At 74.9% G+C, this 12,787-nt stretch carries 15 protein-coding genes; 4 read left to right on the top strand and 11 right to left on the bottom strand.

The features are described from left to right. Nucleotides 1-12: 12 nt before the first annotated feature. Nucleotides 13-483 carry a Dps family protein gene (locus tag ACI795_RS10560; RefSeq protein ID WP_457075451.1) on the bottom strand — a complete coding sequence of 157 codons (471 nt, stop codon included), beginning with the start codon at nt 481-483 and terminating at the stop codon, nt 13-15. A gap of 157 nt (nt 484-640) precedes the next feature. On the opposite strand from ACI795_RS10560, the gene hemQ reads away from it, so the two are divergent. Further along, nucleotides 641-1,357, top strand: a complete 717-nt coding sequence (hemQ, locus tag ACI795_RS10555; protein WP_457075450.1) for a hydrogen peroxide-dependent heme synthase — start codon at nt 641-643, stop codon at nt 1,355-1,357. Between the two features lie 81 nt (nt 1,358-1,438). Here the strand turns inward: hemQ and ACI795_RS10550 are convergent, their stop codons facing one another. Both ACI795_RS10550 and ACI795_RS10545 read right to left on the bottom strand, forming a co-directional pair. Next, nucleotides 1,439-2,101 (bottom strand): response regulator, encoded by a 663-nt coding sequence (locus ACI795_RS10550; protein ID WP_457075449.1) that lies wholly within the window; start codon nt 2,099-2,101, stop codon nt 1,439-1,441. Further along, a complete protein-coding gene (locus ACI795_RS10545) occupies nt 2,094-4,262 on the bottom strand; it encodes a histidine kinase (RefSeq protein WP_457075448.1) in 2,169 nt (722 codons plus the stop codon). The genes ACI795_RS10550 and ACI795_RS10545 overlap by 8 nt, the downstream gene beginning before the upstream one ends. Before the next feature lie 177 nt (nt 4,263-4,439). Here ACI795_RS10545 and ACI795_RS10540 point away from each other — a divergent pair, with 177 nt between their 5' ends. After that, on the top strand, nt 4,440-5,093 hold the full coding sequence (locus tag ACI795_RS10540; RefSeq protein WP_457075447.1) for a hypothetical protein: 654 nt from the start codon (nt 4,440-4,442) through the stop codon (nt 5,091-5,093). 70 nt (nt 5,094-5,163) lie between these two features. Here the strand turns inward: ACI795_RS10540 and msrB are convergent, their stop codons facing one another. Beyond that, nucleotides 5,164-5,604 carry a peptide-methionine (R)-S-oxide reductase MsrB gene (gene msrB, locus ACI795_RS10535; RefSeq protein ID WP_457075446.1) on the bottom strand — a complete coding sequence of 147 codons (441 nt, stop codon included), beginning with the start codon at nt 5,602-5,604 and terminating at the stop codon, nt 5,164-5,166. Between the two features lie 88 nt (nt 5,605-5,692). On the opposite strand from msrB, the gene ACI795_RS10530 reads away from it, so the two are divergent. Further along, nucleotides 5,693-6,175 (top strand): hypothetical protein, encoded by a 483-nt coding sequence (locus ACI795_RS10530; protein WP_457075445.1) that lies wholly within the window; start codon nt 5,693-5,695, stop codon nt 6,173-6,175. A gap of 95 nt (nt 6,176-6,270) precedes the next feature. Here the strand turns inward: ACI795_RS10530 and ACI795_RS10525 are convergent, their stop codons facing one another. The 3 genes from ACI795_RS10525 to ACI795_RS10515 all read right to left on the bottom strand — a co-directional run bounded on the left by ACI795_RS10525 (nt 6,271) and on the right by ACI795_RS10515 (nt 8,284). Next, nucleotides 6,271-6,474, bottom strand: coding sequence for a cold-shock protein (locus tag ACI795_RS10525; protein WP_093582180.1), 204 nt, complete (start codon nt 6,472-6,474; stop codon nt 6,271-6,273). Between the two features lie 140 nt (nt 6,475-6,614). After that, nucleotides 6,615-7,055, bottom strand: a complete 441-nt coding sequence (locus tag ACI795_RS10520) for a hypothetical protein (RefSeq protein ID WP_457075444.1) — start codon at nt 7,053-7,055, stop codon at nt 6,615-6,617. Nucleotides 7,056-7,186: 131 nt separating this feature from the next. Beyond that, on the bottom strand, nt 7,187-8,284 hold the full coding sequence (locus ACI795_RS10515) for a hypothetical protein (protein ID WP_457075443.1): 1,098 nt from the start codon (nt 8,282-8,284) through the stop codon (nt 7,187-7,189). 222 nt (nt 8,285-8,506) lie between these two features. On the opposite strand from ACI795_RS10515, the gene ACI795_RS10510 reads away from it, so the two are divergent. Beyond that, nucleotides 8,507-8,653: a hypothetical protein gene (locus tag ACI795_RS10510; RefSeq protein WP_457075442.1), complete on the top strand. Its 147-nt coding sequence runs from the start codon at nt 8,507-8,509 to the stop codon at nt 8,651-8,653. Here ACI795_RS10510 and ACI795_RS10505 read toward each other — a convergent pair. The 4 genes from ACI795_RS10505 to ACI795_RS10490 all read right to left on the bottom strand — a co-directional run bounded on the left by ACI795_RS10505 (nt 8,646) and on the right by ACI795_RS10490 (nt 12,743). Next, the gene (locus ACI795_RS10505; protein ID WP_457075441.1) at nt 8,646-10,247 is read right to left on the bottom strand and encodes a peptide chain release factor 3; all 1,602 of its coding nucleotides are present in this window, start codon (nt 10,245-10,247) and stop codon (nt 8,646-8,648) included. The genes ACI795_RS10510 and ACI795_RS10505 overlap by 8 nt on opposite strands. Nucleotides 10,248-10,358: 111 nt before the next feature. Next, nucleotides 10,359-10,985 carry a 5-formyltetrahydrofolate cyclo-ligase gene (locus tag ACI795_RS10500; RefSeq protein ID WP_457075440.1) on the bottom strand — a complete coding sequence of 209 codons (627 nt, stop codon included), beginning with the start codon at nt 10,983-10,985 and terminating at the stop codon, nt 10,359-10,361. Continuing rightward, nucleotides 10,985-11,632 carry a cyclodeaminase/cyclohydrolase family protein gene (locus tag ACI795_RS10495; RefSeq protein WP_457075439.1) on the bottom strand — a complete coding sequence of 216 codons (648 nt, stop codon included), beginning with the start codon at nt 11,630-11,632 and terminating at the stop codon, nt 10,985-10,987. Before ACI795_RS10495 ends, ACI795_RS10500 begins: the two co-directional genes overlap by 1 nt. 49 nt (nt 11,633-11,681) lie before the next feature. Further along, complete coding sequence (locus ACI795_RS10490) at nt 11,682-12,743, bottom strand: DNA polymerase domain-containing protein (protein WP_457075438.1); 1,062 nt, start codon at nt 12,741-12,743, stop codon at nt 11,682-11,684. Nucleotides 12,744-12,787: the final 44 nt, after the last annotated feature.

The raw sequence follows: 12,787 nt of genomic DNA, 5'->3' as shown, positions 1-12,787 counted from the left end.
CGGACCTGCCGCTCAGTCCTGGGCGGCCTCGGCCTGCCACATCCACCAGTGCTTCTCGAGTGCACCGGTGATCTCGATCATCAGGTCCTGGGTGACCTCGTCCTCCTCGGTCGCCTCGATCCGCTCGCGCATCCGCGCGACGACGACCTCGAACACCTCGACGAAGTAGCGGATCGCGTCGTCGGCGTGGATCCAGGCCACCGGCGGCTGGGGGAGTGCGGTGGCGCGCAGCGCCTCGGTGCGGCCGTCGGGCAGCACGCCGATGGCGGCGGCGCGCTCGGCGGCGGTGTCCTGGTACTCGCGGGCGGTGTCGACGACGTCGTCCAGCTGCAGGTGGATGCTGCGGAAGTTGCGGCCCACCAGCGTCCAGTGCACCTGCTTGGCGACCAGGCTCAGGTCGATCAGGTCGACGACGGCGCCCTGCAGCGCCTCGCCGGCGACCTTCTGCACGTCCTCGGGCAACGGGCTCTTGATGACGGCCATCTGTCCTCCTCGAATCGGGCTGACGGTGCAGCCAGTACAAGATCCACGTGGTCGCTACCCTTCCCGCCGGCCGGGGAAAACGCCCGTGGCGGGCTTCACGACCGCGACCGACCAAGGTCCCTGACCGTTCCGCGGCGGGCGGGGCGACAATGGGGTCATGAGCGAGCAGACCGGAGAGCGCAGCATCGGCAAGCGGGCGAACGAGCTGAACGCCCAGATCCGCTACACGATGTGGTCGGTGTTCAAGCTGGCCCGCCCGCTCGGCGACGACCAGCGGGCCGCGGCCGCCGACGAGGTCACCGGGCTGTTCGAGGAGCTCGCCGGCAAGGACGTCGTCGTCCGCGGCGTCTACGACGTCGCCGGCCTGCGCGCCGACGCCGACGTCATGGTCTGGTGGCACGCCGAGACCCCGGAGGCGCTGCAGGAGGCCTACACCCGGCTGCGCCGCACCGCGCTCGGCCGGCACCTGGAGCCGGTCTGGTCGCAGCTGGCGCTGCACCGGCCGGCGGAGTTCAACCGCAGTCACGTCCCGGCGTTCCTCGCCGAGGAGGAGCCGCGCCGCTACGTGTGCGTCTACCCCTTCGTCCGGTCCTACGAGTGGTACCTGCTGCCCGAGGACGAGCGGCGGGACATGCTCAAGGAGCACGGCATGCAGGCCCGCCCCTACCCGGACGTGCGGGCCAACACCGTCTCCTCCTTCGGGCTCGGGGACTACGAGTGGATGCTCGCCTTCGAGGCGGACGAGCTGCACCGCATCGTCGACCTGATGCGGGACCTCCGGGCCAGCCGCGCCCGCCGGCACGTGCGCGAGGAGGTGCCGTTCTACACCGGCACCCGCAAGGCGGTCGCGGAGCTCGTCGCCGACCTGCCCTGAAGACGGACCCCGTCCTCCTCACCCCTCGCCGGCTCGGGGCGAGCCTCTGGACGGGGCCGGCGACGCCGGATCGATGCGGGCTCAGCGGCCCAGGCCGGCGTCGCGGGCGCGGACGATCGCCTCGGCCCGGTCGGCCACCTGGAGCTTGGCGAGCACGTTGGAGACGTTGTTGCGCACCGTCTTCGGGGACAGGTACAGCGCGGCGGCGATCTGGGCGTTCGACCGGCCGGCGGCGACCAGGTCCAGCACCTCGCGCTCCCGGGCGGTCAACTGCGGGAAGGCGGTGGCCGGGCCGGCCGAGCCGGCGGTGAAGAACTCGGCGATCCGCCGGGCCAGGGCGGCACCGAACACCGCGCCGCCCGCCGCCACCGTGGTGATCGCGCGGACGACCTCCTCCTGGTCCGCGCCCTTGAGCAGGTAGCCGCGGGCGCCGGCCCGGACGGCGGCGAACACGGTGCCGTCGTCCTCGCTCATGGTGAGCACGACGACCCCGACCGACGGCTGTTCCGCGGTGACCCGCCGCGTCGCCTCGATCCCGTCCAGCCCGGGCATCTGCACGTCCATGACCACGACGTCCGGCTGCTCCTGCCGGGCGAGGGCCACCGCCTCCGCGCCGTCGGCTGCCGTGCCCACCACGGCGATGCCCGGCACGGACGAGAGCAGGGCGGCCAGCCCCTCCCGGTAGACCGGGTGGTCGTCGGCGACCACCACCCTCAGCGCCTCGTCGACGACCGGATCAGCCACCAGCGCTCCTTCCCGCCACGGGCAGGACCGCCCGCACCTGCGTCCCACCGTCCGCCGGGCACCCGACGGTTCCCCAGCCACCCAGCTCCGCGGCCCGCTCGCGCAGTGACGCCAGCCCCACCCCGGCCGGGGCGTCGGGGCCGATCCCACGGCCGTCGTCGGTCACGGTGACCACCAGCGCGCCATCGACCCGGTCCAGCTCGACGCGGCAGTGGTCGGCCTGGGCGTGCCGGGCGACGTTCGCCAGCGCCTCCGACGCGATCCGGTAGGCAGCCACCTCGACCGCCGCGGGCAGCTGGTCGACCTCCCGGCCGGCGGCCACCGCGACGGCCACCCGCGGCGCGAGGAGGCGCTCCGCCTGCTGCCGGACCGCGCCGACGAGGCCGAGGTCGTCGAGCGCGGGCGGGCGCAGGTCGTGCACCAGCCGGCGCACGTCGGCGAGGGCAGTGGCCACCTCCTCGCGCGCCTGCCGGAGGACCCGGTCGGCCTCCTCGGGCCGGGTGGCCGCCAGGTTGCGGGCGGTGTCGATGCGGAGCACGACGGCGCCCAGGCTCGGGCCGAGCCCGTCGTGCAGATCCCGTCGCAGCCGCCGGCGTTCCTCCTCCCGGGCGGTCACGAGCTGCTCCCGGCTGGCCTGCAGCTCGGCCGCGAGCGCGCTCGCCCGAGCGGCTGCCGCGGCCTGCCGGACGACGTCGGCCAGCAGTCGCTCGTCCCGCCCGAGCAGGGAGGCGCGCAGGCCGGCGCGGGGGAGCAGGAGGTGGCCTACCTGCTGGCCACGGAAGGAGATCGGCAGCGACTGCACCTCGGCGGGCCGGGTGCCGTGCTCGGCGACCAGCTGGTCGCCCTCGGCGTGGTCGACCACGACACCGACGTAAGGCGAGCGGAAGGCCTCCGCCACCGTCCGGGCGACGGTCAGCAGTTGCTCGCCGGCATCGGTGGACCGCTCCAGCTGCTCGGCGAGGCCGGAGACCACCCGGTAGGGGTCCTCGCGCTCGCCGAGCACCCAACGGCGCACGGCCCGCCACAACTGTGCCCGGAGGGGCACGTAGAGGGCGGTCACCAGCAGCAGCGCCAGCAGCGCCACGTCGCGCTGCTCCAACCGGTCGCCCAGCAGCGCCCCGGTGGTCGCGACGACGGCCAGGTCCAGCAGGACGACGGCGACCGCGAGCCCGCCGTAGACCAGCGTCCCGCCGAGCAGCCGGTCGATGTCGACGGCCTGCGGCCGCACGATGCCGACGGTCACCGCCAGCCCGGTGAGCCCCACCGCCAGGGACAGGCCCAGGGACGCGGCATCGCCCGGCGTCAGCAGCGTCGCGAGCATCACCAGCAGGTCGACGACGCCGGCCCACACCAGCCACCGCATCTGCCGGCGTCGCTCGCCGTGGGCCCGCCGGTGCCGGCCCAGGACCACCAGCAGCGGCACCACGACACCCAGCAGCGCGGCCGGGAAGGCCAGGTGCAGCAGGGGCAGCACCAGATCGGCCGGCAGCGGCAGGCTGGTCGGGTCGACGTCGATACGGCGGTAGACCGGCGGCAGCGACGTCCCCGCCCGGGCGTCGGCGATCTCCGCCGGCACGACGAGCAGCAGCAGCGGCAGCAGCGACGTCAGCGCCAGGCTGACCACCGACACCACCCGCCACCCACCGCGGGGCAGCCGCCCGTCGGGGTAGAGGAGCAGCAGCAAGGGCAGGCACAGCAGCAGCGACGCCCCCAGCCGTTGGACCACCCAGAAGGCGGCCGTGGCCAACGGCAGCACCGGCTCGTGCCAGAGCGCCCAGGTCAGCCAGGAGCCGGCCAGCCCGTCGACGGCCCACAGCAGCGCGGTGGCGGCGAGGACCCAGGACAGCGGGTTCCGGTGCGCCCGGCGCAGCAGCACGTGGGTGGGGACGACCAGCAGCACGCCGGGGAGCGCGATCAGCCAGCCCGGTCCGTTCTCCGTCGCGGCCCGGGCCGCGGGCGGGGTGACGAGGTCCAGCCCGACCGCGCCGGCCATGGCCAGCAGGCAGGTCGCCGGGACCACCCATGCGACGACGTGCACCCACCTCGGCTCGGCCCGCGGGGTGACCGCCGCGGCGTCCGGCTCAGCCGTCCGGGCCGCGGGGGCCGGTGCCGGGGTCCGGCCGGGCGCCGGGGGGTCGGCGTCCGTGGTCTGGCTGTGCACCTGCGGATCATCGCCGGTCCGGCGTCCCGACGGGGAGGGGCAGGTGTCCCGGTCGGCCCGGGACGGGGAACGGGACCTAGAACGGGGCGCTGCGCTCTGGGGGCCCGGGACGCCGTCCCGCGACGGTTCCTCCCGTCGCGGTGCACCGGGCACCGCCTGCAGCACGGAGGAGCTCCGATGTCGCTGAGCACCAACCCCGCCCCCGCCCGCACCGACCTGCCCGGCCCCGACCGGGCGACCACGCCGCCCTCGTCGACGATCTCCACACGGATGGTCCGAAGGGCCGGGGCAGGGGTCGCTGCCGGATCCGCGGCCTGGGCCGCCGGCATCCTGGCCTTCGGGCTCGACCCGGTCGACGGCTGGCAGGGCATCGCCTACGACCTGTCGTCGCTGGCGTTCCAGCTGGGCCTGGTCGCCCTGGTGACCGTCCAGCTGCGCACCGGCGCCATCGGCACCGGCCGCCTGGCCCGCGGCCTGCTGCACGCCGAGCACGTGCTGCTCGTGCTGGCGATCGCGTCCACGGTGACCTGGATGGTCACCTCGGAGGCCCAGCGCGAGGCGACGTGGTTCCTGCTGCTGGACTCCTGCTGGCCGTTGTCGATGATCGGCATGTTCGCCATCGGCATCCGGATCGCCATCGCCGGCCGGTGGCGGGGAGCGGCGCGGTTCTGGCCGCTCGGGGCGGAGAGCTGGGCGCCGGTGGTCATCCCGGTCAGCGCCGTGCTGCCCGACGTGGCCGGCCCGGTGGCGGCCGCGCACCTGCTCCTGGGGTACGCCGCCCTGGGCGTCGTCCTGGCCCGCCGGCCGGAGCTGACCGGCGCCGGCGACTGACCCGGCGCCGACGCGACAGCACCCCCGCCCCGTGCTCCCGGGCGGGGGTGCTGTCGCGTGGCGAGGTGGCTCAGCCCTCGGCGGGCTCGAGCCGGATGCTGACCGAGTTGATGCAGTACCGGTCGCCGGTCGGGGTCTGCGGCGCGTCGTCGAAGAGGTGGCCGAGGTGGCTGTGGCAAGTGCCGCAGAGCACCTCGGTGCGCACCATGCCGTAGCTGGTGTCCTCGCGGAGGACGACGTTGTCGGCGGCGGAGGGCTCGTAGAACGACGGCCAGCCGCAGTGCGAGTCGAACTTCGTCCCGGAGGTGAACAGCTCGGCGCCGCACGCCCGGCACGAGTAGGTGCCGACCGTCTTGGTGTCGACGTACTCACCGGTCCACGGCCGTTCGGTGCCCGCCTGGCGGAGGACGGCGTACTCCTCCGGCGACAGCTGGGCGCGCCACTCCTCGTCGCTCTTGACGACCTGGGGCTGGGCGGCGGGTGTGGTCGGCTGGGAGGCGGATGTGGTCATGGCTCCACGGTACGGCGGCCGCGCCACCGGCCACCCCGCCGAGTGACCCTCGTGCCCGGCCCTGGCCGGGACGGCGGACACTGGTCCGGTGACCCCGCCCGGCCCGCAGCAGCCCGATCCCCAGCAGCCCCTCTCCGACGTGTGGTTCACCCGTGACCTGCCGGTGCTCCGGGCGATCGTGCGGCTGCTGGACGAGCCACCGCACGGCAGCGCGCCCTACCTCGGCGCGGTGGTGCCGGCCAGCGGGCTGACCAAGCCGGAGGTGGTGTCGGCGGCCAACGCCCTGGTCGCGGCCGGCTACGTCGTGGCGCTCACCAACCACGCCGGTGACGTCGTCCGGTTCACCTCGGCGTCGGCGGAGGCGCGCCGGCTGGCGGGCCTGTGGCCGACGCCGCAGGGGGAGTGGGAGCGGCTGCGCGAGCAGCTGGAGGTCCGGGCGGCGAACGCACTGAGCGACGCGGAGCGGGAGCGCTGGCGCGCCCTGGCCGACGCCGCTGCCGCGATCCCGGCGCACGACGGGGCGCTGCTCATGCAGGCGCTGGTGGGCGGGTACGTGCCGCGGGCCCACTGAGCCCACCGGGAACAGCACAGCGCCCCCACCCGGCGTACCGGGTGGGGGCGCTGTCAGGTCTTCCAGGGGCCGCGATCAGCCCAGCGCTCTGAAGATCAGAGCGGGGTGACGTTCGCCGCCTGCGGGCCCTTCTGGCCCTGCTCGACGTCGAACGCGATGCGCTGGCCCTCGTCGAGCGAGCGGTACCCGCTGGTCTGGATGGCCGAGTAGTGGACGAAGACGTCCGGGCCGCCACCATCAGGGGTGGCGAAGCCGAACCCCTTCTCGGCGTTGAACCACTTCACTGTTCCTTCGGGCATTGCTCGCTCCTAGCTGCGGTGGTGCATCGGGGTCCTGCCAGTGCGCAGGGCCTTCCCGACAGACAGAACCCTAGCGGCTCCGGGCGCTCCGTGGGGGATCGAGCGCGGATTCGACGGCATCTCGTCGATCAGGACGCCGATCAGAGCAGCCGGCCGTCGTCCGCGGGGAAGGCGCGGGCGGTGCCGGACGCGGGCGTGTACGCGTTCACCGGGGGTGCCGGGGAGTCCCCGGCCGGCCGGTCGGCGGGCGACCAGGGCAGCGCCGGGCCCGCGGCGGGCAGCGCCCACCGGGCCGGGCGCCAGGACGGCACGCCGATCGGCGCCTGCTCGGCGGCCCAGCGCTCCTGGGCGAGCCGCGCCTGCTCCTCGCGGTGGGCGCGCACCCAGCGGCGCCAGCGGTGTCCGAGCAGGTCGGCGGCGACCAGCGCGCCGACGATCACCGCGACGGCCAGCATCGCGTCGGTGACCGCGGTCGCGACGTCCAGCGGGGTGAGCTCCGGCCAGCCGACGCTCTCCAGCTGGTGCCCGATGACCTCGATGACGACGTACAGCACGCCGTACACCAAGAACGAGACCCTCATCCCTTGCTCCCCGCCGATCGTCGCTGACCGGAAGGTCAACGGCAGCCCAGGTGCCCTCCGGGAGGCCCGGACGCACCCCCGCGGCCGCGGATCACCCGAAGGGGGGAGGAGGCGGGGGCAGCGGTCGGGGATCAGCGGTCGAGCAGCACCGCCAGCCGGCGGCTCACCCGGCTCGACAGCCGGGGGTGCTTCGGCTGCGGGGGTGGCGGGTGTTCGGCGGCCACCAGCCAGGTGAGCGCGTCGAGGGCGGCGTCCAGCAGCTCCTCCTCGCTGGGGGCGGCGACCGGCGCCGGGACGGACGGTTCGGCGGGCACCAGCAGTTCTGCGAGGTCCCCCACCACGTGGTGACCGGCCGCGGTGAGCTCGGCGACGAGGGTCGCCGAGCGTGCCGCGACCCAGGCGTGGTGCTCCGGCGGGAGGACGATGGCCGGGCCCGGGCGGAGCGCCAGCACGTCCGGGGCGAGCCGGCGGTTGACCCGCTCGGCGTAGACCGGCCACGGCACCCGGCCGTCCAGGCGGCTGTTCAGCAGGCGGAGCAGCTCGGCCTCGACCGCCCCCAGCGAGCTGTTCGCCGCCCGGGCGGGCGGCGGGACGGCGACGTCCGGTTCCACGCCCAGGATGGCGGCGAACCGGTGCCAGAGCTCGGTGGGCTCGCTGCCCCGCGGGGGCACCACCACCACGTGCACCCGGTCCGCGGGCAGGGTCCCGGCCCACCGCCGAAGCACGGCGGGGACGTCCTGGCGGTGCCAGAAGGCATCGCCGTACCACGTCCGCACGCCGGTGCGTTCGTCGGCGCTGGCCAGGAAGTCGGCGAAGGGCACCGCGTGCCGGTTCTTCAGATCCTCCTGCCAGACGGCGGGGAGCTGGCGGGCGAGGTCACGGGCGGTCACCACCAGGTGCACCTCCGCGGGCGCCAGGTCGGCAAGCGCGCGGGCGGCCACCTCCGCCGTGGCGTCGCCGAACAGCTCGTGGCTGAGGACGACCGTGCCCGGGGTGCGGCGGACTCGCCGGAGCAGCCGGTCCCAGCTCCCTTGCACGGCGGGATCGGGCCAGTCGTTGAACGCGGCGCCGCAGAGGTCCTGGCAGGCGAGGAAATGGGCCTCGGGGGCCCAGCCCGGGTAGCTGACACCGGACCGGGCGAGCGCAGGCCGGTTGTCCCACAGCAGCTGTTGCAGGTAGGTGGTGCCGCTCTTGGGCGTACCGAGGTGGAGGAGGACGCGGTCGGCCACGGGCTACCGCGTCCGGCGGTCGGCGGTCGTCATGCGGGCACGATCGCCTGGTGACCTGAGATGGGGCTGTGCGCGGCGGAGGTGCCCGCGGTGGGCGTGGGCCCGGCACGCTCAGGGGCGCCGGTAGAGCTCGGTGAGCAGCTCGATCGCGGCCGAGGTCGCCGAGGAGCAGCCGTCCGCCGAGCCCGGCCAGGCGCAGCGACCGGCGCCTACGGCCTGTCCATGAGCGTCCACCCGGTGCTCGCCGCGCTGGTCGGGCTGGTGGTGCTCGGCCAGGACCTCGGCTGGGACGTGTGGCTGGGCATCGCCGCGATCGTCGGCGCGAACGCCGGCAGCCGGCTGACCGTGGTCCGGCGGCGGGTCAGCTGAGCTGCGCGGCGACCATCGGGATCAGCGTCAGGTGCGGGTTGTTCCGCTCCAGCACCCCCAGTGCCCACTTGTTCGTGAACAGCGCCAGCAGCTCGCCGTCGGCGCGCGTCATGACCTCGACGTCGCGGGCCTTGGCCAGCTCGGGAGCGGACTCGGCGTCGGTGATCCGGGCGATCTGGTAGGGCAGCGGCTCCAGGGCGATGCGCGCGCCGAACTCGTGCTCCATGCGGTGCGCGGCCACCTCGAACTGCATCGGGCCGACGACGGCGAACACCGGGGCGCCGTCCCCGCGGCGCTCGGAGACCAGCACCTGCACGACGCCCTCACCGCCGAGGGTGTCGATGCCCTTGCGGAACTGCTTGTACTTGCTGGTGTCCGCGGCCCGGACCACCGCGAAGTGCTCCGGGGCGAAGGTGGTCACCGGCGGGTAGCTGACCGGGTGGTCGGCGTAGAGCGTGTCGCCGATGCCCAGCGACGCCGCGTTGACCAGGCCGACGACGTCGCCGGGGTAGGCCGTCTCGATCGTCTCCCGCTCCCGGCCGAGCACCTGCTGGGCGTACTTGGTGGCGAAGGGGCGGCCCGTGCGCGCGTTGGTCACGACCATGCCGCGCTCGAACGTCCCCGAGCAGACCCGCAGGTAGGCCAGCCGGTCGCGGTGCCCGGAGTCCATGCCGGCCTGCACCTTGAACACGAAGCCGCTGAACGGGGCGTCGATCGGGTGCGGCTTGCCCTCGGCGTCGGGCCGGTCGGCCGGTGCCGGCGCCATCGTCACCAGCACGTCGAGCAGCTGGCCGACGCCGAAGTTGGAGACGGCGGAGGCGAACAGCACCGGGGTGGTGGCGTGGGCGAGGAACAGCTCCTGGTCGTGCACCTGGCCGGTCTCGGCCAGCAGCTCGGACTCCTCGACCGCGGTGGCCCAGGCGTCGCCCTCGCGCTGCAGCGCGTCGTCGGCGGAGAGGACCTCCTCGGGCGCGATGGTGGCGCCGCCGGCGGTGCGGGTGAAGTGCCGGTAGCTGCCGTCGCGGCGGTCCAGCACACCGCGGAAGTCCCCGGCGATGCCCACCGGCCAGGTCAGCGGCGTGGGGGTGAGCCCGGTGCGGTCGGCGATCTCGTCCATCAGGGCGAGGGCGTCCATGCCCGGCCGGTCCCACTTGTTCACCACGGTGATCACCGGGATGCCGCGGTGCTTGCACACCGCGAACAGCTTCATGGTCTGGGCCTCCAGGCCCTTGGCCGCGTCGACCAGCATCACCGCGGCGTCGACGGCGGTGAGCACCCGGTAGGTGTCCTCGGAGAAGTCCGCGTGGCCGGGGGTGTCCAGCAGGTTGATCACGGCCTTGTCCCCGCCGGCCGGGCCGTACTCGAACTGCAGCGCCGCCGAGGTGATGGAGATGCCGCGGTCGCGCTCCATGTCCATCCAGTCCGACACGGTGCCCCGGCGGCCGGCCTTGCCGTGCACGGCGCCGGCCTGCCCGATCACCCGGGCGTGCAGCGCCAGCGCCTCGGTCAGCGTCGACTTCCCGGCGTCCGGGTGGCTGATGACGGCGAAGGTCCGCCGCCGCCGCGCCTGCTCCAGCACTGCCTGCTCGCTCACGCTGCACTCCTCCTCGGCCGGGCATGCGTCGGCCAGGGAGGACGTGCGCCGGTGACCCGATGGTAGGCCGTGCGGACCGGCGCAGGAGCGGCGCTCCCGATCGGTGGGCGGCTACGCGGGCGCCGGCAGCCGCAGCCAGCCGGTGGACGGGGTGACCACGGCGGCCACGGGCTGGTCGTGCGGTTCGGCGGGCAGGTGGTCGACCAGTTCGTCGTCGAACACCAGGGCCACCAGCAGGGCATCGGGCCGGGCGTGCTGCAGCGCGCGGTCGTAGTACCCCCCACCGCGGCCGAGCCGGACGCCTGCCCGCGACACCGCGAGGGCCGGGACGACGACGACGTCGGCGGTGGCGAGCTCGGTCGGACCGAACCGGGGGCCCACCGGCTCGGACAGCCCGTACCGCCCCACGACGAGCTGGTCGGTGCGCACCGCCCACTGCAGCTGGCGGCCGACGGCGGGGACGACGGGCAGCAGCACCCGGGCGTCGAGCCGGTCCAGGGCGGCCGGCAGCAGCGGGGCGCCCGGCTCGACCGGTTCGGGGACGTAGGCGGCGACCGTGCCCGCACCCGCCAGCCCCGGCAGCAGCGCCTCGGTGATCGAGGCGGCGGCCGCGGTCCGCTCCTCGGCGGGGCGGGCCGCGCGACGGGCCAGCAGGCCGCGCCGGTAGGCGGCCTTGGCCAGCGCCTCGTCCTGGTGGTCCCCGCCCGAGGCGGCTGCCCACCCACCCGGCGAGGTCATCAGCGGGCGAGGCGCTCGCGGACCGCGGCCTCGACGGCGTCGGCCCGGCGGAGCAGCTCCTCGACCCGGTCCACGGACGCGCCCAGGTCGGCCCGGGCCGCCTCGTCGGTGATGCCCCGGAGGTTGACCTCGACGGCCAGCCGGGCGGTGGTCGCTGCCGCGCGGGCGGCGGCGGTGGCTGCGGCGACGTCGCTGACGACGTTCGGGTTGGCGATGGGCAGCAGCTGCTCGGCCAGCGGGAGGAGGGTGACGGCCGCCTCGATGACGTCGCGGGGCGGCTGGGCCGCCTGCAGCTGGGCCTCCCGGACGGCCGCGCGCCGCGACTCCTGCTGCTCCGGGGTGCCCTGGGGCAGCCGGTAGGCCTCCGTGACGCCGGTGAACGCGACCTCGTCGGCGGCCGCGGCCGCCAGGCAGCTGGCGCGGACGGCGTCGGCCTCCGCGATCACCCGCGTGACGACGTCGTGCTGCTCGGCGTACCGCTCGCCGGTGGTGAAGCGGCCGACCATGGCGACCAGCGACGCGGCCAGCGCCGCCTCGATCGCCGCGGTGGCGCCGGCGCCCGGCGCGGGCAGCCGGGCCGCGAGCTGGCCCAGGAAGTCACCCAGCGGCTGGACGTCGACCTCGGGGACCTCCGCCGACGTCGTCATGCGGTCACTGTGCCAGCCATCCGCCCGCCCAGCGACTCGTCGGCGGGCCTCAGGCGGTCGGGCTCTTCCTCGCCCGGCTGGGCTGCACCCGCGTCGGCTCGCCGGGCATCTTCGGGTAGTCCGGGGGATAGGGCAGCTCGCCCAGCCCGAGGTCGCGCTCCTGCCGGTCGGCCAGCTCGATCAGTGGCGTGAGGTCGAAGGCGTGGTCGGCCAGCCCGGCGTGCTTGTCCCCGACCGCAGCGAACCGCGCCGGCATGGTCAGCACGTCGAAGTCGAACGGGGAGACGTCGGGCAGCTCGTCCCAGTCGACGGGGGCGGAGACCGGCGCGTGCGGCTTGGGCCGGATGGAGTAGGCGGATGCGATCGTGCGGTCCCGGGCCATCTGGTTGTAGTCGATGAAGATCTTCTCGCCGCGCTCCTCCTTCCACCAGTTCATCGTCACGCGGTCGGGGATGCGCCGTTCCAGCTCCCGGCCGAAGGCGATGACCGCGCGGCGCACCTCGGGGAAGGTCCAGCGCGGCAGGATCGGCACGTAGACGTGCACCCCGCGGCCCCCGGAGGTCTTCGGCCAGCCCTCCATGCCGAACTCGTGCAGCAGCTCGCGGACGTGCGGGGCGACCCACACCGCGTCGGCGAAGTCGGTGCCCGGCTGGGGGTCCAGGTCGATCCGGATCTGGTCGGGGGACTCGACGTCGCTCCGGGACACCGGCCAGGGGTGGAAGGTCAGCGTGCCCAGGTTCGCGCACCAGGCGACGACCGCGACCGAGTCCGGGGCGATCTCGTCGGCGCTCCGCCCGCTGGGGAAGGTGATGTGCGCGGTCGGCACCCAGTCGGGGGCGTTCTTCGGCACCCGCTTCTGGTAGAACGCGTCGCCGGTGTTGTCGACCCGGGTGGAGATCCGGGCGCCCTCGAAGACGCCGCCGGGCCAGCGCTCCAGCGTCGTCGGCCGGTCGCGCAGCGCGAAGAGGATGCCCTCCCCGACGGAGACGAAGTACTGGACGACGTCGATCTTGCGGATGCCCAAGGCGCCGAAGTACGGCTTCTCCGGGTTGCTCACCCGGACCTCGTGCCCGTCGACCTCCAGGACCACGGCGTCCTTGCTGCTGGCCATCGGGCTCCGTCCGGTCACCTGGTCTGGGTCGTCCTCCGGCTGGC

It is taken from the genome of Modestobacter sp. SYSU DS0290, from assembly GCF_054050955.1.
The sequence above is the reverse complement of the archived record's forward strand: the minus strand, read 5'-3'. Positions and strand labels throughout refer to the sequence as shown.